We start from the raw sequence: 19,540 nt of genomic DNA on the forward strand, positions 1-19,540 counted from the left end.
CCTCGGGTCCCCCGCCCGCAATGACGCCACGTTGAAATTCATGACGCCCCCGCATCATACCGGCTATCGAAGAGAGATCGACGGTCTTCGGGCCTTCGCGGTCCTGTCCGTCGTCGCGCTTCATGCCTTCCCGGACGCGGTGCCGGGCGGGTTCGTCGGGGTCGACGTATTCTTCGTCATCAGCGGCTTTCTGATCACCAGCCATATCTTCGAGAAGCTGGGCGAAGGCGCGTTCAGCTTTGCCGACTTCTTTCAACGGCGTATCCGGCGGATTTTTCCCGCGCTGCTGGTGGTGATGTCGCTCAGCCTGCTGTTCGGCTGGCTGGTCCTTTTGTCGGACGAGTTCAACCAGCTTGGCCTGCACGTCGCCAGCGGGGCGGCGTTCATCAGCAACTTCGTCTTTGCCGCCGAGGCCGGCTATTTCGACGCCGCGGCCGAGGTGAAGCCGATGCTGCACCTGTAGAGCCTCGCGGTCGAGGAACAGTTCTATATCCTGTGGCCGCTGGCGCTTTGGGTGGCGTGGAAGCTGCGGGGCGGCCTGCTGATCCTGACCCTGATCGTTTTCGCGGCCTCCTTCTTCGTGAATGTCGTCTATGCCACCACGCATCCGGTCGAGACGTTCTTCTGGCCGTTCGGGCGCTTCTGGGAGTTGCTGAGCGGGAGCATTCTGGCGTGGATTACGGTGCACCGGGACGGGCCGCTGGCCGGTGCAACGGTTCGCAAACTGGCGGGAGGACTGGGGCTGCTGCTTCTGGTCGTGTCGGTGGCGGTGATCGACCGGACGGTCGCCTTTCCGTCCTGGTGGGCGATCCTGCCCGTTCTGGGAGCGGTGCTCGTGATCCTCGGCGGGGCGACGGCTTGGGGGGTGGCCCCCCTCTTCACCAATCGCGTCGCGGTCTGGTTCGGGCTTATAAGTTATCCGCTCTACCTTTGGCATTGGCCGGTCCTGTCATTCCTGCACATTTCAGAGGACGACGTGCCGCACCGGGATGCGCGGGTTGCGGGCGTGCTTCTGGCCATCCTGCTGGCATGGCTGACCTATCGCTTGATCGAGCGGCCGATCCGCTTTGGAAAATTCCGCGAACCGGCGCGTGCGCTGAGCCTCGCCGCGGTCATGGTGGCAGTCGGATTGGCAGGCTTCGCGATCAGCCGGACCGATTTCAGCGACAGCCACACCGCCCGGACGGTGTACCTGCGGGACGGTCTGGAACACAGGATCGGCCCTTCCAGCCGGTGGTTCGAGGGGCGTGACGACTGGTTGTTTCTCGGCAACAGCTATGACCGGACGGTGGCCAAGCTGCGATTTGCCAGCCCGCCCCCGCCCGACGAGGTTGAAGAGATGCGCACGCTCTTTGTGGAGATCGCCGAGACGGCGGCACAATCCGGCACGCGTGTTGCGCTGCTTGTCGGTCCCAACAAATCGTCGGTCTACCCCGAATTCCTGCCGCCCGAGCTGACGCCCGCGGACATCCGGTATTTCGACGCTTTCGCGCAGGCGCTGGACCCGATCCCGAACCTGACTTTCCACGACCCGACCGCCGGGTTCGTGCGGGACAAGGGGACGGAGGGCGAACTCTATTACCGCACGGACACCCATTGGAACAGCAAGGGCGCGTTTCTTGCCTGGGCGGGGCTGATGCAGGCGCTCGGATTGCCGGTGCCCGATGTGGCGTTTTCACCTGGGCCCGAATACGAGGGCGACATCATCAAGGGACTCGCCGGAATGGAAAGCTATCCGCTGCATTCCGGGGACAACTGGCTGTTCGAGTTCAGGCGGGAGTTCGAGCTGCAGCGGCGCGGCATTCCCGATGCGACCGTGTCTGATTCGTTCGGCACGCGCGAGGTGGTGACCAACTCGAACCCGCCGTCGGACATGACGGTGTGGGTTGTCGGCGATTCCTTCGCCCTTGCGGTGAAGCCGTTCATTGAAGCGTCGTTTCGCGAAGTTCACCACAAGGGGCACTGGCGTGAACGGCTGCCGCGTCTGGCGCAGGATCTGGAGGCCGCCGACGACAAACCGGATCTGATCGTCGTCATCCGGGTCGAAAGAACCTTCTGAACCGCGCGTGACCGAAGCTTGGACCATCGGACACTCAGGCCTTGGAATGCCCGTTGCGCCTCTTTAGAGATCATGTGACTTACAGAGCGTGGGTGGCCCGCTCTGCGCTATGGCCCATTGGCTGACCCGAGGACTAGATGACCGACAACCTGCAAGACCCGGCGCGGGACACCGCGGTGCCCGTTCTGCGCGCGGGGGTGTTCATGATGGGCGCGGTGGCGTCCTTCACCCTGATGGCCGTGGCCGGGCGGCAGGTGAGCTTCGAGCTGGATACCTTTGAAATCATGATGTTTCGCAGCATCGTTGGCCTCGTCGTGGTGATGGGGTTCGTACTGGCACAGGGGCGTCTGCACGAGTTGCCGACGCAAAAGACCGGCACGCATCTGTTGCGCAACGTCTTTCACTTCACCGGCCAGAACCTGTGGTTCTTCGCGATCACCATGATCCCGCTGGCGCAGGTCTTCGCATTGGAATTCACCACGCCCTTGTGGGTGCTGATCCTGTCGCCCCTGATGCTGGGCGAGCGGATGACGCGGATGCGGGTGATTGCCGCCGTGCTGGGGTTCATCGGCATCCTTATCGTGGCGCGTCCCACGCCCGACACGCTGAATATCGGTACCGCGGCGGCGGCGGCCTGTGCCATCGGCTTTGCCGGGACGTATATCTTTGCCAAGCGTCTGACGCGGACGGAATCTCTGACCTGCATCCTGTTCTGGATGACCGTGATGCAGGCGGTGTTCGGCCTGGTCTGTGCAGGCTTTGACGGGGATACCGCCCTGCCCTCGCTCGTCAGCCTGCCGTGGCTGGTGGCCATCGGCATCTGCGGTCTGACGGCGCATTTCTGCATCACGTCGGCCTTGGCGCTGGCGCCGGCCACGCTGGTCAGTCCGATCGATTTCATGCGGCTGCCGGTGATCGCGATCGTGGGTCTGCTGGTCTATGACGAGGCGGTGAGCGTCTTTGTCTTCGTCGGCGCGGCCCTGATTTTCGGCGCGAATTACCTCAACCTCTGGTCCGAGACCCGCAAGAGGTGAACCGAACGGTTCGGAATGGCCTCGGGCTGTGACATTCTTGCACGCACGCCCCCTGCTCCTCGCTTCATGACGTCGCGTAAAAATTGACCGATTTTCACACGCAACAGTAGTGTGACTTAGTGTTCTGGAGGAGAGTAACTCATGAAAAAACTGGCACTGGCCGCCACCACTCTCGGCCTTGCGGCAGGCACCGCCCATGCGGGCGGACTGGACCGTAGCTATACCCCGATCGATCCCTTGTTCGAGCAAGGCAACTATGCCGAGCTGTCGTTCGGTTTCACCATGCCGGATGTGACCGGCTCTGACTTGGCTGGCAACTCGATCAGCAACGTGGCCGGGGATTACTCCACCGTCGGCTTCGCATTCAAGGTCGATTTCAATGAAAAGCTGTCGCTGGCGATGATCTATGACCAGCCCTATGGCGCCGATACGGCCTATGGCGGCAACCCGGCGACCACCCTGCTGGGCGGCACGAGCGCCGATGCCGAAACCCACGCGCTGACCGCGCTGGTGCGCTGGAAATTCACCGACCGGATTTCGGCCTATATCGGTCCGCGCTTCCTGAATGCCGAGGGCGACATCACGATTGCGGGCCTGGCCTATGGTCCGGCCAACGGCGCCAACTTCCGCTTCGCAAACACGACCGGCGCGGGATACGTCGTGGGCGCAGCCTATGAAGTGCCGGAAATCGCGCTGCGTGCGTCGCTGACCTATCACTCGCCGGTCGACCTGCGCTTCCGCACCACCGAAACCATTCCCGGCGCGGGCACGTTCACGACCTTCACGAACTCGGAGACGCCCGAGACGATCGAACTGTCGGTTCAATCGGGTATCAACCAAAGCACACTGATTTTCGGTTCGATCCGTCACGCCAAGTGGTCGGACTTCACCCTGACGCCGACGATCTTCGGTAACAACCTGGCCAGCTTTGACGACATCACCACCTACGAGATCGGTGTCGGCAAGCGCTTTACCGAGAAATTCTCGGGCAGCATCGCGATCAGCTACGAAGATACCAGCGGTGACGATCTGGTTTCGCCCCTCGGGCCGACCAACGGCCAGACGGGCATCACCGTGGGCGGCAAGTACATCGTCAACGACAGCGTCGACATCTCGGGTGGCGTGCGCTACACGATGCTGGGCAATGGCGTGCCGCAGACCGGGGGCACTCCGCGCGGCAACTTCCGCAACAATGACGCGATCAGCGTGGGCATGAAGCTGGGCTACCACTTCTGAGCCCTGCTGCACTCAAGATCGGAAAACCCCGCCGTCCACTCCGGCGGGGTTTTTCTTTGGTTGCAACGGATTGAGGTTTGACGCCCTCCGCGTCGCTGTCTACCAAAGCGGCGCAAAGGGAGCTTGGACAATGATCTACCAGACCGCGCAGGATTGGCGGGATGCGCCGCACAAACGGGTGCTGCTTTACGGCATGTCGGGGCTGGGCAAGACCCACCTGTCGAACATACTGCGCGAGGCGGGCGACTGGTTTCACTATTCCATCGATTACCGGATCGGCACCCGCTACATGGGCGAACTGATCGCCGACAACGCCAAGGCGCACGCGATGAAGGTGCCGTTTCTGCGGGACCTGCTGAAGACGGATTCGATCTATATCGGCTCGAACATCACCTTCGACAACCTGTCCCCGGTGTCCACCTACCTGGGCAAACCGGGCGACCCAGACAAGGGCGGGTTGCCGATCGACGAATATCGCACGAGGCAGGATCAGTTTCGGAACGCGGAGATCAACGCGCTGATGGATACCGGCCATTTCATCGAACGCGCGGGACGGCTCTATTGCTATCCGAATTTTGTCTGCGATACCGGCGGGTCGATCTGTGAATGGGTCGATGGCGACGATCCGGACGATCCGATCCTGACGGAACTGTCGTCTCACTGTCTTTTGATCGGCCTGAAAGGCGACGAGGCGCACCGGCAGGAACTGATCCGCCGCTTCGACCGCGCGCCCAAGCCGATGTGCTATCAGCCCGAGTTCCTGGCGGCTGCCTGGGCGGAATACCTTCACAAAAACAATGTTGAAGAAGGCGACGTTGAACCCGATCACTTCATTCGCTGGACCTATGCCCGCGCGCTGGCACACCGCGCGCCACGCTATGCGGCGATGGAGAAGTGGGGCATCACGCTGACCGCCGACGAGGTGGCGCAGGTCACAACCACCGAGAGTTTCGAGGCGCTGGTGGCCGGAGCCCTTGAGCGTACGGAATAAACCTTTATCTAGGCCTGATCCCCGACACAGGTTCCGACATGCCCATCAAGATCCCCGCCAGCCTGCCCGCCTTTGACGTCCTCACCCGCGAGGGGGTGATGGTGATGGACGAGGACCAGGCGTCGCGGCAGGATATCCGGCCCTTGCGGATCGGGTTGCTGAACCTGATGCCCAAGAAGATCCAGACCGAGAACCAGTTCGCCCGCCTGATCGGCGCGACGCCGTTGCAGATCGACCTGAGCCTGATCCGCATGTCCGAGCATCGCACCAAGAACACCGCCGCCGACCACATGGAAAGCTTTTACCGGCCCTTCAGCGAGGTCGAGGCGACGGGAGAGAAATTCGACGGGCTGATCATCACCGGCGCGCCGATCGAGCATCTGGAGTTTTCCGACGTCACCTATTGGGACGAACTGGTGCGCGTCTTCGAGTGGACAACCACCCACGTGCATTCGACCTTCGGCGTCTGCTGGGGCGGGATGGCGATGATCAACCATTTCCACGGGGTCAAGAAGCACCTGCTCGACGCCAAGGCGTTCGGATGTTTCCGGCACCGCAACATGGCGCCCGCCTCACCCTTCCTGCGCGGGTTTTCCGACGATTGCGTGATCCCGGTCAGCCGCTGGACCGAGGTGCGCCGTGCCGAGATCGAGACGGTCGACGGGCTGGAGGTCCTGCTGGACAGCGACGAGGTTGGCCCCTGCCTGGTGCAGGACAACGCGGCGCGGGCGCTGTATATCTTCAACCACCTGGAATACGACAGCGACACGCTTAAACAGGAATATGACCGCGACGTTGCGCAAGGCACGCCGATCAACGTGCCCTGCAACTACTACCCCGACGATGACCCCTCCTGCCTGCCGCAGAACCGGTGGCGCAGCCATGCGCATCTGCTTTACGGCAACTGGATCAACGAAATCTACCAGACAACGGCCTTTGATATGGACACGATCGGGCTAGGTTCCGGCTGGTAACGATTTCGGGCGGATCCCGGTGAAAGGTGGACATATGAAACGCAACTTGGTCTGGGCGGCGCTTGGCGCCGTCGCGCTGTTGTCGAGCTGTGCGGGGTTGGCCGGGGTCAAGGAACGCACCGCCGAGCAAACCCACCCGCCGCTGGGCCGGTTTGTCGAGGTGGACGGCACCCGCGTGCATGTCTGGGTCGAGGGGTCGGGCCCGGACCTGGTGCTGATCCACGGCGCGGGCGGCAACCTGCGTGACTTCACCTTTGACCTGGCAAAACGGCTGACGTCCCGCTACCGGGTCATTGCGTTCGACCGGCCGGGACTGGGCTATACCGAGCGCCTGCCGGGCTATGGCGGCGTCGGCAGCACCGAGGGCGAAAGCCCGCGCGAACAGGCCGCGTTACTGCAAAAGGCCGCGGCACAGGTCGGCGTGCGGCGGCCCGTGGTGGTCGGCCACAGTTTCGGCGGCGCCGTGGCTCTGGCCTGGGGGCTGAACGCGCCACGGGATACGTCGGCGCTGGTCCTGCTGGCGGGCGTGTCGAACCCCTGGCCCGGCGATCTGGGAGCCTTCTACAACGTCACCGGCACCGCCCTCGGCGGGGCCACGGCAGTGCCGGTGATCACCGCGCTGGCGTCGGAGGAGCGGATCGAGCGCAGCATCGAGGGCACTTTCGCGCCGCAAAGCGCGCCCGATGGCTATTCCGAGTATCTCGGCCCCGGGCTGACCCTGCGGCGCGAGACGTTGCGGGCAAACGGCCAGCAGGTGCTGGGCCTGCGCCCGCATATCGTGGAAATGTCGAAGCAGTATCGCGATACGCTGCGGATGCCGGTCGAGATCGTGCATGGCGATGCCGATAGCACCGTGCCGCTGGACGTGCATTCGATCCCGCTGTCGCAACAGCTGCGGCGCGGCAACCTGACGGTGCTGGATGGCGTGGGCCACATGCCCCACCATGTGCGCCCCGAGGCGACCGTCGCGGCAATCGACCGCGCGGCCTCTCGCGCCGGATTGCGTTAAGCCGCTTAACATCCCATAATCGCCCCAAAATCAAGGGAGTGGCTGCATGGACCTGCCATTTGACGGCGCGATCGGCACCTATTTCAAAAGCGAGGCCCCCGAGGAGGTTCGCAACGCCATCCGGCGGGCCGACAAGGGCGATATCCTGTCGTCCGACTACCCCCATTCCGACCGGATGCCGCGCAAGGCCTATGAGCGGGATCTGCATCGCCTGCAGATCGAACTGGTCAAGCTGCAAGCCTGGGTCAAGGAAAGCGGCGCGCGGGTGGTCTGCGTCTTCGAGGGGCGCGACGCGGCCGGCAAGGGCGGCACGATCAAACGCTTCCGCGAGAACCTGAACCCGCGTGGTGCGCGCGTCGTGGCCTTGTCGAAACCGTCCGAGACGGAAGCCACCCAATGGTATTTCCAGCGCTATATCGACCACCTGCCTGCGGGCGGCGAGATCGTGTTCTTCGACCGCTCATGGTACAATCGCGGCGTCGTCGAAAAGGTTTTCGGCTTTTGCACTGACGCGCAGCGCGAGCATTTCTTTCACCAGGTCGGCGATTTCGAGAGGATGCTGGCCGACGAGGGCATTCACCTCTTCAAGTTCTGGCTGAACGTGGGGCGCGCCGAACAGCTGCGCCGTTTCATGAAGCGAGAGACCGATCCGCTGAAGCAATGGAAGCTTAGCTGGATCGACGTCGAGGGGCTGAAGAAATGGGACGCCTATTCCGAGGCCATTTCCGAGACGCTGGCGCGGTCGCACGGCACCCACGCGCCCTGGACGGTCGTACGCTCGGACGACAAGCGGCGGGCGCGGGTCGAGACGATCCGGCATGTGCTGCTCAATATCGACTACGACCACAAGCTGCCGAAATCGCTGGGCGTCCCCGATGCGTCGGTCTGCGGCGGGCCCGAGATCTGGGATGCCTAAGCGCGGCTATCACCACGGCAACCTGCGCCAGGCGCTGGTCGACGCGGCGCTGACCTTGATCGAGGAGAAAGGCCCGACCGGTTTCACCCTGTCGGAGGCCGCCAAGCAGGCCGGCGTGACCCCGGCGGCGGTCTATCGCCATTTCGGCGGACGCGAGGACCTGATCGCCGAGGCGGCGCGGCAAGGCTACGAGATCTTCGCCGACGTGATCGAATACGCCTATGGCACCGGGCAAACGGCGCTGAGCGCGTTCGCGGCGACGGGCCGTGCCTACCTGGCGTTCGCGCGGAAATACCCGGGCCACTACATCGCGATGTTCGAAAGCGGCATCTCGGTCAACCGCAATGCGGACCTCGGCGCCGTGTCGGGCCGCGCCCGCGCCGTGCTGGAACGCGCCGCCGAGGGCTTGTCAGCCCATATCCCCCCGGACAAGCGCCCGCCGACGGCGATGGTGTCGGCGCATGTCTGGGCGCTCAGCCACGGCGTGGTCGAGCTTTTCGCCCGCAACTCGCCCGGCACCCAAAGCCCTTTCCCGCCCGAGGATCTGCTGGAATCAGGGATAGGCATCTACCTGCGGGGCCTGGGCCTGTTGCCGCCGGACCAGTAGGCACCGCGCTGCTCTTCCTCTGGCTCTAAATATCCCGGGGGTTTGGGGGCTGGCCCCCAATTCAACCTGTGTTTGGGGGCTGGTCCCCAATCGACGCTGAGTTTGGGGCTGGCCCCCAATCGGATCGCTGGTTGCGTCCATTCAAAGAAATTGTCTAACGACGATGAAAACAAGCAGGGCGCCTGACAAGGCACCATAAGTTCCCCAGTTAAGAATCCTGATCTCCTGTTTGGTCAGCTTATGGTGATCGGCAGTTAGTTTCGTATAGAGAATGAAACGCGGGTTGAGGACAACACCTCGTTTCTCGGCCTGACGCGTGACGTAGGTGGCCGAGCCGATCCAAGCGAAAAGGTAGAAGATCAACAGGCTGGTGACAAACATGGTCGCATCGCTTTTCCTCAGCGTACTGGCATAGGCCTCCAAAGAAAAGGGCCGCCCAACCGGACGGCCCTCTCCGAAACTCTGAACCCAAAGCTTAACGCTTGGAGAACTGGAAGCTCTTGCGGGCCTTGGCGCGACCGTATTTCTTGCGCTCCACCACGCGGCTGTCGCGGGTCAGGAAGCCTGCCGCCTTCAGCGCGCCGCGCAGCGACGGATCATAAAGCTGCAGAGCTTTTGAGATGCCGTGCTTGACCGCACCGGCCTGCCCCGAAAGGCCGCCGCCCTTGACGGTGGCCTGAACGTCGAACTGGTCTTCGACACCGGCCACCGTGAACGGTTGGCGCAGGATCATCTGCAGCACCGGGCGGGCGAAGTACTTGTTCATTTCCTTGCCGTTGACCGAGACCTTGCCCGAGCCGGGCTTGATCCAGACGCGGGCGACCGCGTCCTTGCGCTTGCCGGTGGCGTAGGAACGACCCAGGTCGTCGCGGACGGGTTCACGGGGCGCTTCGTCGGGCGTACCCTGGACACCGCCGATATCATCGGTGACGGCCGCTTCGAGACCGTCGAGTGTTTTGATTTCGTCAGCCATGTCTCTTACACCCGCGTGTTTTTCTTGTTCATGGATTTCACATCCAGCGCTTCGGGGCTTTGCGCCTCGTGCGGATGCTCGGTGCCGGCGTAGACGCGCAGATTGGTCATCTGGCGGCGCGCAAGGCGGTTCGACGGCAGCATGCGCTTGACGGCCTGCATGACGACGCGCTCGGGATACGCCCCTTCCAGGATCTCCGCCGTGCTGCGCGACTTGATGCCGCCCGGGTGGCCGGTGTGCCAGTAGTTGGGCTTGTCGCGCTTCTTGCCGGTCAGCTGCACCTTGTCGGCATTGATGACGATGACGTTGTCACCCATGTCCTGGCTCGGTGTAAAGCTGGGCTTGTGCTTGCCACGCAGGCGCGTGGCGACGATCGAAGCAAGGCGGCCCAGAACGATGCCGTCGGCATCGATCACGATCCACTTCTTGTCGATATCTGCCGGTTTTGCAGAAAAGGTTTTCATGGTCTTGTCCCCAAGGGTCAGAGGGTCATAATTCGGATTGCGGGGTTATATAGGCTCCGAAGAACAGTTCAAGCGGGAAATGTGCGTTATTTTTGTTCACAAACAAAGACTTGTTATTTAGGTATCATTTTACCCCATATGGAGAGCCTGATTCACAACCCCGGCCCGCCACTTGCCGCGCTGCTGCTGCTGGCGCTGTCCACGGCGCTTGGCATGGCGCAGGTGGCCAAGATCATCAAGGTCTACGAGGCCAAGCATGAACTGAAGCACGGCTCGGCCGGTTTCATCCGCGGTATCGCGGGCTGGTCGCTGGTGGCTTTCTGGGCCATGGCGGTCTGGTTCGTGGCCACGGTGATCGGCGACTGGTGGGCGACCGAGGACCTGGCCGGCGCGACGGACCGCGCCTGGCTGCGGCTGCGCATCCTGCTGGAGATCGCGGCGGCGATCGCGGATTCGGACTGATGGCAGGCCCGGTTCCCGGCGCACAGGCGATACAGGCCGCGCTGCAATGTCCCGACTGCGCCGGACAGTGCCGCTATAGTGCCGAGGCCACGGGGCTGCGCTGCGACAGTTGCGGTAATGTGCGATCGCTCGATACGCCCGACGACCACCTGGCCCAGACCGAGTTCGGCTATGACCCGGACGTGCCCGCCGAAGAGCCGAAAAGCCGCCCCGACCTGATGGAGCATGGCTGCCAGACATGCGGCGGGCACGTGATCTTCACCGGCCCGGCCCTGTCCGAGCGGTGTCCCTATTGCGACGGGCCGGTGGTTCTGGCCGACCCCGACATGGGGTTCGACACGATGGCGCTGATCCCCTTTCGCGTCACGCTGGAGACGGCCAAGGCCAATGCGCGGGACTGGGTGCGTGCGCGGATCGCGGCGCCGTCGGACCTGTGGACGCAGGTCGAAGACGGCCATTTCAGCGGGCTTTACGCGCCCTTCTGGACCTTCGACAGCAAGGAGGCCGTTCAATACTGGGCCAAGTACACCACCGGGTCCGGCAAGAACCGGCGCACGCATTCCACGGGTGGAGCGATGAACGTCGACTTCGATGACCTGCTGGTGCCGGCCTCGACCCATGTGACACCGCTGATCCGCGACGGCATCCTGCACGAATTCTATCCCGACCGCCTGCGCCCCTATCGCGCGGGCTACCTGGCCGGGTTCGCGGCCGAGCGCCATCATCAGACCGTGGCGCAGGGGTTGGACGCCAACGCCAGCGACAAGCGGCTGCTGATCCGCAACCGGATCAAGCGGCATATCAACAAGCGCGGCGTGCATGATATCCGCTATCGGACCGACACGACGGGCATCCATTACCGGCGCATCCTGCTGCCGGTCTGGATCCTGCATTACGTCTATGAGGGCAAGGCGCAGAAGGTCGTCGTCTCGGGGATCGACGGGCGCACCTTCGGCGAACGGCCCTTATGTAAATTGAAGCTGATGGGCTATGCCGCCGCCCTTAGCGCGCTGGTGATCGGCTTCGGCCTCGCGTGGGGCGCGGGTGGGTTGTTGTAGCCCGCGCTCAGACGCCGATGCCTTCGGGCGGGTTGTCCAACAGCCGGCGCAGACGCTGCATCGCGGCCTCGTAACTGGCAAGGCTGACGCCCGCGTTCACGGCCAGTCGCACGGCATGGGGCGAGGCTGCGTCGCGGCTGGCAAAATCCTCGGCCGAGCGGACCTGCACGCCCTGCTCCGCCGCCGCCTGGCAAAAGGCGGATGTGCGCCATCCCGGCGGCAGGGTCAGCCAAAGGAACGGCACGTCGCGGCGCCATTTCACGTCGTACCCGCCCAGCACGTTCAGCGCGGCCTGGATGTAATCGCCCGACTGGATGCGCACCTTGTCCATCAGCTCGTCCAGACCGGGATGTGACAAAAGCGCCGCCACGAGGTCCGAGATCGGCGTGGCAAGCCCGAAGAACGAGGATTCCGCCGCGCGGCGCAGCTCCATGGACTGATCCCCGGGCGCCAGCGCAAAGCCCACGCGCAAGGCGGGCGTCACCGATTTCGACAGCGAGGCCACGTACCAGCCGCGCTCGGGGGCCAGCATCCGGTAGGCCGGGGCCTGTGACGGGCCTATGCGGTAGCAATCATCCTCCAGAATCTGCAGGTCGCACCGGCGAGCGGCCTCGACGATCTCGGCGCGGCGCTCGGCGGGGGTAAAAAGGCATGTGGGGTTATGCACCTCGGCGGAGGTGAACAGCATCTGGGCCTGGTGCTTTTGCGCCGCCGCCTCCAGCGCGTCGGGGCGCAATCCGTGGGCGTCCATCGCCACCGGGATCACCTCGGCCCGCAACAGGTCGGCGGCCCGCCGGAACCCCGGATAGCACAGCTCCTCGACCAGCACCGTGGGGCGCCGCCCGCAAAGGACGGTCTGCATGATCAGGATGATGGCGTTCTGCCCGCCATGGGCCAGCACCACGTCCTCTTCCGTGAACCGCCCCAGAGGCGCCTGGGACAGGAACCGCGCCGCCGCGGCACGGGCGGGCTGCATGTTCTGGCGGCTGGGGTAATGCATCACGCCAGAGGGCGGGTCCTCGGCAATCTGCGCCAGAAGCTGCCGGACAAGCCCGGCCTGCCCCACGCTGGGCAGGTGCGGCGAGATCATGTTGACGGCATAGCTGTCGCCGCCGGCGTTGTGTTCGACACTGTCGGCCTCGATCGGGAAGTAATCCGGGGGGATCGGCTTGGGCTCGGCCACGAAGGTGCCGCGCCCGACCTCGGCCACCAGCGTGCCATCGTCCGTCAGCCCGGAATAGGCCCGCGCGACGGTGCCCGGCGTGACGCCCAGCCGCCAGGCAAGATCGCGCACGGGCGGCAGCTTGTCGCCCGGGGCAAGGCTGTGGTTGTCGATACCACTGCGGATCGCCTGCATCAGCGCCTTGTACTTGGGCGCGGCGGTGTCGGTCAGCTTGGGCTGCCAATTTGTACCCATGACAATATTTCCGTGGATTCGGACAATTGGACAATGTATCCCTCAATTGTGGCAATCGCACAATATTGTGTCAATACAATTTATCAGGAAAGGATACGCCATGACCAGTTTCACCCGCACCGACCGCACGGCACTCGAGGGGCTTTCCGCACGCACCACCCTGCCCGCCCTGTCGCTGATCGCGGTACAGCTGGCATGGGCCTATGTCCTGTGGACGCAACGCCGAAAGACACGGGTCCACCTGTCGCGGCTGGACGACCACATGCTGCGCGATATCGGCCTGACCCCGCGCGAGGCCGACATGGAAGCGCGCAAACCCTTTTGGAGACCGTAATCGTCCCCGATACGGATCTCTTGAAACTGGGCCGGGTGCATTCCCGGCCCTTTTTTCATGCCTTGGGGGGAATCGAGTAGGTCAGGCTGGCCCGCGCCACCGGCTGATCGAATCCGTCCGAGAAGATCAGCACGTCACCCACGGCAAGAACGCGCCCCAGTTTCAGCAGGCGGCAGTCGGCGATAAGGTCCGTATTGGCGGCAGGCTTGCGCATGAAGTCGATGGAACAGCTTGTAGTGACCGCCAGCGCCTCGCGGCCGGTCATGCTGAGGACCGCCATGTAGACCGCCACGTCCGCCAGCGCAAAGATCGACGGACCCGATACCGTGCCGCCGGGGCGCAGGTGGCGTTCCTCGACGTTCAGGCGCACGCGCAGTGCCATTTCCTCGAGGCTGTCGATGGTGAAGTCGCCCTTCACCTGCGGGAAGACCTCGTCGATATAGGCCATCAGATCGGTTGCATTCAGTTTCAGGGGCATGCTTTCCTCCGTGCGCGTGCCGGCGTAAGAAGGCACAAGCCCCAAGGAGGATCAAGATGACAATCCTGGAACGCCAAGACGACGGGGCCATCGCCCGTCTGACGATGAACCAGCCCGAGAAACTGAACGCGTTGAGCGACGGCATGCTGGAGGCGCTTCAGACCACGCTGGGCGAGATCGCGGCGGACAATTCGATTCGCGTGGTAACGCTGGCCGGCGAAGGCAAGGCGTTCTGCGCGGGGCATGACCTTAAGGAAATGACCCAGGGGCGGCAGGCCGAGGATGGCGGCAAGGCGTACTTCGCCGATCTCTTCTCGCGCTGCAGCAAGCTGATGCGCACGATCCGCGACCTGCCCCAGCCGGTCATGGCCCTGCCCCATGGCATCGCCACCGCGGCGGGCTGTCAATTGGTGGCGACCTGCGACCTGGCCGTGGCGGCGACGGGCACGCGGTTTGGCGTCAACGGGGTGAATATCGGGCTCTTTTGTTCCACACCCATGGTCGCGCTCAGCCGCAACATTCCGCGCAAGCAGGCGTTCGAGATGCTGACCACGGGCGAGTTCATCGATACCGACCTCGCGATCGAGCTGGGCCTGATCAACCGCGCTGTGCCGTATGATGCGCTGCAAGCCGCCGGAGACGATCTGGCCCATACCATCGCGGCCAAGCTGGGCGCGGCGGTGAAGATCGGCAAGCAGGCCTTCTACAAGCAGCTGGAAATGGGGCTGGACGACGCCTATGCCTTCACCGGCGAGGTCATGGTCGAGAACATGATGTGGCGCGACACCGAGGAAGGCATCAGCGCTTTTATCGAGAAGCGACCGCCGGAGTGGGATCAGTGACGCGGCAATAGACACGCCCAAGTTGATCTCCGTTGATTTCGCGCCCACCTATAGGAGAGCTTTCCGCCCAAGAGCGTTGCCGTTGAACGCGGCGCGCGCGCGCTTTGGAGCGATCTCTCCCCGCAAATCAATATATTAGCGGATTGTTAACGAATCGCGTCTGGTTTGTTCCTCAAAGGCCGGTTTATCGCGGCCCCAATTTGCTCATGATTGGAGAGAGGTTGGTGCGACACAAAGCAGGATCACGCGATCCGTTTTTTAGCATCTCGGTTTTTCATACTCGTCGCACCAACCTCACGAAACATAAGTCCCCGCGCACGGGTGCAACGTTGTCCAGCAGTGTTTCCAGAACCGTGCCACACTATTTCGACATTTGCCGTTTTGTCGCCACATTCGCTCCGGTACACCCGTAATCGGGGGCATCGTGTGGGGTTTACACGACGCTATGATCACGGCGCTATGACATATCGGGTGGCGGTCTTCGGCATCTGGTCCCTCTTGGCCAGCCTCTCTCTGGCCAATCCATCGGAGGCCACTGACCTGCCCGACCCGGCAAACCGCGCGGAGTTCCCCACACCGGGGGCCACGTCGGTTCTGCTGGGCCGTGATCTGTTCTTCGACCCGATCCTGTCGGGCAATCGCAACATCGCCTGCGCCACCTGCCACCATCCCGACATGGGCAGCGGCGACGGCGTGTCGCTCAGCCTGGGCGAAGGTGGCCGCGGGCTTGGACCGGCACGGACCCGGGCCACGGACAACCCGCCCAAACGCCTGCCCCGCAACGCGCCGCCGCTGTTCAACCTGGGCGCGGCGGAGTTTACTGCCTTGACCCATGACGGTCGCGTCACCGCCAGCCAGACCGAACGCTACGGTATCTCTCTACCGGAGGATATTTTACTGGAACGCCCGGTCAGCCTGCTGGCCGCGCAGGCGTTGCTGCCGCTGGTGACGGTGGATGGAATGGCGGGCCACCCGGGCGAGAACATCATCGCGGATGCCGTGGCACAGGGCCGGATCGCGGGCTATGACGGTGCCTGGCAGAAGATCACCGAGCGGGTTTGGGACATCCCCGAGTATCGCCGCCGGTTCGAGTGGCTGATCGGCCCTGGCGAGCCATTGCATATTACCCATATCACCGCCGCACTGGCTGATTTCGTGGCCTACGAGTTCCGCGCCACCGACAGCCCGTTCGACGCCTTCCTGTCGGGCCAGGACGAGGCATTGAGCAACGACCAGCTGCGCGGCATGGCGCTGTTTTACGGCAAGGCAGGCTGTGCGGGCTGCCATTCGGGCACCTTCCAGACCGACCACGACTTTCACGCAATCGGCCTGCCCCAGATCGGGCCGGGAAAGGGGCACGGGGCGAACGGCAATTCCGATATCGGCCTCGGGGCGATCACCGGCGATCCTAGCGATGCCTACAAGTTCCGCACGCCGTCCTTGCGCAACGTGGCACTGACCGCGCCCTATGGCCATAACGGCGCCTATCGCGATCTTGGCGCGATGATCCGGCATCATGCCGACCCCGGCGCGGGGCTGGCGCAGTATCCCGGCCTGACGGCGGCCTATCTGCCAGACATCGGCGCGGACGAGACCGGGTTGGAGGCGGCGATGCGCGACGAGGCCGAGGTGCTGAGCATCTATGCCGCCGCGACCCTGCCCCGCACGCCGCTGACTGACATGGAGATCACCGCGCTTGTCGATTTCCTCGACGCGCTGACCGATCCGGTCTCGCGCACGGGTCGCCTCGGCGTGCCGGATGCCGTGCCCTCGGGCCTGCCGGTGGCCGGGCTGCCGGGTGACAGCTGACCCTTTCCAAACCGCCCTCGACCCCTTAAATGCGGGGCCATGACAGAGACACTTCATATCGTCGGCGGCGGCATGGCCGGGTCCGAGGCCGCGTGGCAGGCCGCGAACATGGGCGTGCGCGTGGTCATCCACGAGATGCGCCCCAAGGTCGGCACCTTCGCGCACCAGACCGGCGACCTGGCCGAGATGGTCTGCTCCAACTCCTTCCGCTCGGACGATGACGAGCAGAACGCCGTGGGCCTCCTGCACTGGGAAATGCGCCAGGCGGGAGGGCTGATCATGGAAATGGCCGAGACCCACCGCCTGCCCGCCGGCGGCGCACTGGCCGTGGACCGCGAGGCGTTCAGCCAGGGTGTCACCGCCCGGCTGCGGGCCCATCCCAACGTGACGGTTGAGGAAGGCGAGGTATCCACCCTGCCCGAGAGCGGGCGCTGGATCTTCGCCACCGGCCCGCTGACCTCGCAAGGGCTGGGCGCGGCCATCGCCGCCGAGACCGGCACCGACCGGCTGGCCTTTTTCGACGCCATCGCGCCGATTGTTTACCATGACACGATCGACATGAGCCAAGCGTGGATGCAGTCGCGCTATGACAAGGGCGAAACCGAGGAAGAGCGCACCGCCTATCTCAACTGCCCGATGTCGAAGGACCAGTACGAGGCCTTCATCGACGCGCTGCTGGCCGCCGACAAGACCGAGTTCCACGAAGGCGAGACAGCGACCTACTTCGACGGCTGCCTGCCCATCGAGGTGATGGCCGAACGCGGCCGCGAGACGCTGCGGCATGGCCCGATGAAGCCCGTGGGCCTGACCAATCCGCATCAGCCCGACGTGAAGCCCTGGGCGGTGGTGCAACTGCGCCGGGACAACGCGCTCGGGACGCTCTACAACATCGTCGGCTTCCAGACCAAGATGAAGTACGGCGCGCAAACAGATGTTTTCAAAATGATTCCCGGACTGGAGAATGCCAGTTTCGCGCGTCTTGGAGGCATCCACCGCAACACGTTCCTGAACTCGCCGACGTTGCTGGATGAACAGATGCGCCTGCGGGCCAAGCCGCATATCCGCTTCGCCGGGCAGATCACCGGCGTCGAGGGCTATGTCGAATCCGCCGCGATGGGCCTCTTGGCCGGGCGATTAGCGGCGGGCGAGATCCTGGACCGCCCCCTGCCCGCACCGCCGCAGGACACGGCAATGGGTGCACTTATCCATCACATCACCGGCGGGGCCGAGGCCAAGACATTCCAGCCGATGAACGTCAATTTCGGCCTGTTCCGCCCTGTCGACGGGCTCAAGGGCGGACGCCGGGGCCGGCGCGACCGTTACAAGGCCTATACCGACCGGGCCAAGACGGCCTGGACCGGCTGGCTGGGCGAAACAGCAGTGGACGCCGCCGAAACCGTGTGATTTTCTGCTCTCATGCAGGACAGCTTTTTCGACAAGGCCTATGCCATGGCCGATCCCGACGAGACCCGTGCGCTTTATGACGCCTGGGCGGCCAGCTATGACGCCGAGATCGCCGCGAATGGCTATGCCACGCCGGGCCGCGTGGCCGATGCGATGTTCCGCTTCGCCAAGTCGCCCGAGGCGCCGCTGCTGGATTACGGCTGCGGCACGGGCCTGTCCGGTCTGGCGCTGAAACTCGCCGGTTTCACCACGATCGACGGCATGGACCCCAGTCACGAGATGCTGGACGGCGCAAGGCGCAAGGCCGTCTACCGGACCCTGACGCCGATCGACCTGTCGGCCTCGGATCCGATCCCGGAAGGCGCTTACGAGGCGATCACCTGCATCGGCGTGATCGGCACGGGCGCGGCCCCGGCCTCGACCCTCGACCTGGTGATGCACGCGCTGCCCAAGGGCGGCTTGCTGGGCTTCAGCCTGAACGACCACGCGCTAGCCGACCCGCAATACGAAGGCGCGCTGAATGGCTGGCTGGATCGCGGCGCGGCCAATGTCCTCTTTCGCGAGCACGGCCCCCACCTGCCCGGTCAGAACATCAACTCCACCGTATACGTCATTGAAAAAGAGTGACTTTCAGAACTCGATTTGCCCCGTCTCCAACGGGCCCGCTGCATCTGGGTCACGCCTTCTCGGCGCTCTTGGGGCATGACATGGCGCGGGCGCGCGGCGGTGCGTTCCTTTTGCGGATGGAAGACACCGACCTGCAACGCAGTAAACCGGAATGGGATGCGCAGATCCTCGACGACCTGACCTGGCTGGGGGTGTCATGGGACGAACCTGTCTTGCGGCAGTCCGAACACCTCGACAGCTATGATCCCGCGCTGCACCAGCTCGAGGCGATGGGCCTGCTCTACCCCTGTTCGTGCAGCCGCAGCCAGATCCAGGCCGCGCTCGCCGCCCCGCAGGAGGGCGTCACCCACGAGGTCTATCCCGGCACCTGCAAGCACCGGAGCATGGCAAGCCGCCAGCCCGGCGACGCCCTGCGCCTGCATCTGGACAGGGCGTTGGAGCATTTCGGTGGCCTCTATCCCGACTTCGAGGATACCGGCCCGTTGCACGCCGGCACGCACCGGATCGACCCGGACCAGGCGCAGGCCGAGATCGGCGACGTGGTCCTCAGCCGCAAGGGCGAAGACATCGTCGCCTATTTCCTCGCCTCCGCGCTCGATGACATCCGGCAGGACATTACCGACGTGGTGCGGGGCGAAGACCTGTTCGGCTTCGTGCCGATCCAAGTCATCCTGCTCAGCCTGCTGGGCCACGCGATCCCGCGCTACCACCACCATCGCCTGATCCGCGACGAGGATGGCAAGCGCCTGGCCAAGCGCGACGACGCCCGCAGCATCGCGACCTACCGCGAGGCGGGAAAGAGCCCGGCGGATATCCGCGCCATGGTTGGGTTGTGATGCGCCCGTC

The 19,540-nt window shown here is 64.1% G+C and carries 21 protein-coding genes and 1 pseudogene; 17 read left to right on the forward strand and 5 right to left on the reverse strand.

Annotated elements, in window-relative coordinates; translation table 11 throughout:
- Positions 1 to 40: 40 nt before the first annotated feature.
- From PVV74_RS22820 to PVV74_RS00625, 9 genes and pseudogenes are all read left to right on the forward strand, one after another.
- A pseudogene (locus tag PVV74_RS22820) lies at positions 41 to 1,033 on the forward strand (acyltransferase family protein); the annotation flags it as partial.
- Between the two features lie 81 nt (positions 1,034 to 1,114).
- Entirely contained in the window at positions 1,115 to 2,059 is a 945-nt protein-coding gene (locus PVV74_RS22825; RefSeq protein WP_338020416.1) for an alginate O-acetyltransferase AlgX-related protein, read from the forward strand.
- Positions 2,060 to 2,196: 137 nt separating this feature from the next.
- Entirely contained in the window at positions 2,197 to 3,093 is an 897-nt protein-coding gene (locus PVV74_RS00595; protein ID WP_274591869.1) for a DMT family transporter, read from the forward strand.
- A 141-nt stretch (positions 3,094 to 3,234) separates the two neighbouring features.
- Positions 3,235 to 4,329: an OmpP1/FadL family transporter gene (locus PVV74_RS00600; RefSeq protein WP_274591870.1), complete on the forward strand. Its 1,095-nt coding sequence runs from the start codon at positions 3,235 to 3,237 to the stop codon at positions 4,327 to 4,329.
- 130 nt (positions 4,330 to 4,459) lie between these two features.
- Positions 4,460 to 5,320: an ATPase gene (locus PVV74_RS00605; RefSeq protein ID WP_274591871.1), complete on the forward strand. Its 861-nt coding sequence runs from the start codon at positions 4,460 to 4,462 to the stop codon at positions 5,318 to 5,320.
- A 38-nt stretch (positions 5,321 to 5,358) separates the two neighbouring features.
- On the forward strand, positions 5,359 to 6,294 hold the full coding sequence (gene metA, locus PVV74_RS00610) for a homoserine O-acetyltransferase MetA (RefSeq protein WP_103761255.1): 936 nt from the start codon (positions 5,359 to 5,361) through the stop codon (positions 6,292 to 6,294).
- 34 nt (positions 6,295 to 6,328) lie between these two features.
- Entirely contained in the window at positions 6,329 to 7,303 is a 975-nt protein-coding gene (locus PVV74_RS00615; protein ID WP_274591872.1) for an alpha/beta fold hydrolase, read from the forward strand.
- Between the two features lie 46 nt (positions 7,304 to 7,349).
- Positions 7,350 to 8,219 carry a polyphosphate kinase 2 gene (gene ppk2 / locus PVV74_RS00620; protein ID WP_274591873.1) on the forward strand — a complete coding sequence of 290 codons (870 nt, stop codon included), beginning with the start codon at positions 7,350 to 7,352 and terminating at the stop codon, positions 8,217 to 8,219.
- Positions 8,212 to 8,826: a TetR/AcrR family transcriptional regulator gene (locus PVV74_RS00625; RefSeq protein ID WP_274591874.1), complete on the forward strand. Its 615-nt coding sequence runs from the start codon at positions 8,212 to 8,214 to the stop codon at positions 8,824 to 8,826. Before ppk2 ends, PVV74_RS00625 begins: the two co-directional genes overlap by 8 nt.
- 141 nt (positions 8,827 to 8,967) lie before the next feature.
- Here PVV74_RS00625 and PVV74_RS00630 read toward each other — a convergent pair whose 3' ends face one another.
- From PVV74_RS00630 to rplM, 3 genes are all read right to left on the reverse strand, one after another.
- Entirely contained in the window at positions 8,968 to 9,207 is a 240-nt protein-coding gene (locus PVV74_RS00630; RefSeq protein ID WP_274591875.1) for a hypothetical protein, read from the reverse strand.
- A gap of 94 nt (positions 9,208 to 9,301) precedes the next feature.
- A complete protein-coding gene (gene rpsI, locus PVV74_RS00635; RefSeq protein WP_274591876.1) occupies positions 9,302 to 9,799 on the reverse strand; it encodes a 30S ribosomal protein S9 in 498 nt (165 codons plus the stop codon).
- 5 nt (positions 9,800 to 9,804) lie between these two features.
- On the reverse strand, positions 9,805 to 10,263 hold the full coding sequence (gene rplM / locus PVV74_RS00640; RefSeq protein WP_274591877.1) for a 50S ribosomal protein L13: 459 nt from the start codon (positions 10,261 to 10,263) through the stop codon (positions 9,805 to 9,807).
- 138 nt (positions 10,264 to 10,401) lie between these two features.
- Between rplM and PVV74_RS00645 the strand changes: the two genes are divergently transcribed.
- Positions 10,402 to 10,725 (forward strand): hypothetical protein, encoded by a 324-nt coding sequence (locus tag PVV74_RS00645; protein WP_103761262.1) that lies wholly within the window; start codon positions 10,402 to 10,404, stop codon positions 10,723 to 10,725.
- Positions 10,725 to 11,783, forward strand: a complete 1,059-nt coding sequence (locus PVV74_RS00650; protein WP_103761263.1) for a hypothetical protein — start codon at positions 10,725 to 10,727, stop codon at positions 11,781 to 11,783. The genes PVV74_RS00645 and PVV74_RS00650 overlap by 1 nt, the downstream gene beginning before the upstream one ends.
- 7 nt (positions 11,784 to 11,790) lie before the next feature.
- On the opposite strand, the gene PVV74_RS00655 is transcribed toward PVV74_RS00650, so the two are convergent.
- On the reverse strand, positions 11,791 to 13,200 hold the full coding sequence (locus tag PVV74_RS00655) for an aminotransferase-like domain-containing protein (RefSeq protein WP_274591878.1): 1,410 nt from the start codon (positions 13,198 to 13,200) through the stop codon (positions 11,791 to 11,793).
- 100 nt (positions 13,201 to 13,300) lie between these two features.
- Between PVV74_RS00655 and PVV74_RS00660 the strand changes: the two genes are divergently transcribed.
- Positions 13,301 to 13,534 (forward strand): DUF1127 domain-containing protein, encoded by a 234-nt coding sequence (locus PVV74_RS00660; RefSeq protein WP_103761265.1) that lies wholly within the window; start codon positions 13,301 to 13,303, stop codon positions 13,532 to 13,534.
- Between the two features lie 55 nt (positions 13,535 to 13,589).
- On the opposite strand, the gene PVV74_RS00665 is transcribed toward PVV74_RS00660, so the two are convergent.
- On the reverse strand, positions 13,590 to 14,012 hold the full coding sequence (locus PVV74_RS00665) for a PaaI family thioesterase (RefSeq protein WP_103761849.1): 423 nt from the start codon (positions 14,010 to 14,012) through the stop codon (positions 13,590 to 13,592).
- Positions 14,013 to 14,068: 56 nt separating this feature from the next.
- Between PVV74_RS00665 and PVV74_RS00670 the strand changes: the two genes are divergently transcribed.
- The 5 genes from PVV74_RS00670 to gluQRS all read left to right on the forward strand — a co-directional run bounded on the left by PVV74_RS00670 (position 14,069) and on the right by gluQRS (position 19,530).
- Positions 14,069 to 14,854: an enoyl-CoA hydratase gene (locus tag PVV74_RS00670; RefSeq protein ID WP_274591879.1), complete on the forward strand. Its 786-nt coding sequence runs from the start codon at positions 14,069 to 14,071 to the stop codon at positions 14,852 to 14,854.
- Between the two features lie 459 nt (positions 14,855 to 15,313).
- Positions 15,314 to 16,663 (forward strand): cytochrome-c peroxidase, encoded by a 1,350-nt coding sequence (locus PVV74_RS00675; protein ID WP_274591880.1) that lies wholly within the window; start codon positions 15,314 to 15,316, stop codon positions 16,661 to 16,663.
- A gap of 39 nt (positions 16,664 to 16,702) precedes the next feature.
- Positions 16,703 to 18,067, forward strand: coding sequence for a methylenetetrahydrofolate--tRNA-(uracil(54)-C(5))-methyltransferase (FADH(2)-oxidizing) TrmFO (trmFO, locus tag PVV74_RS00680; RefSeq protein ID WP_274591881.1), 1,365 nt, complete (start codon positions 16,703 to 16,705; stop codon positions 18,065 to 18,067).
- A gap of 12 nt (positions 18,068 to 18,079) precedes the next feature.
- Entirely contained in the window at positions 18,080 to 18,694 is a 615-nt protein-coding gene (locus tag PVV74_RS00685) for a class I SAM-dependent DNA methyltransferase (RefSeq protein WP_103761269.1), read from the forward strand.
- A complete protein-coding gene (gluQRS, locus tag PVV74_RS00690) occupies positions 18,691 to 19,530 on the forward strand; it encodes a tRNA glutamyl-Q(34) synthetase GluQRS (RefSeq protein ID WP_103761270.1) in 840 nt (279 codons plus the stop codon). Before PVV74_RS00685 ends, gluQRS begins: the two co-directional genes overlap by 4 nt.
- The last annotated feature ends 10 nt before the right edge of the window (positions 19,531 to 19,540 follow it).

The sequence above is a fragment of the Roseovarius sp. SK2 genome, assembly GCF_028807495.1.
Lineage (GTDB): Bacteria > Pseudomonadota > Alphaproteobacteria > Rhodobacterales > Rhodobacteraceae > Roseovarius > Roseovarius confluentis.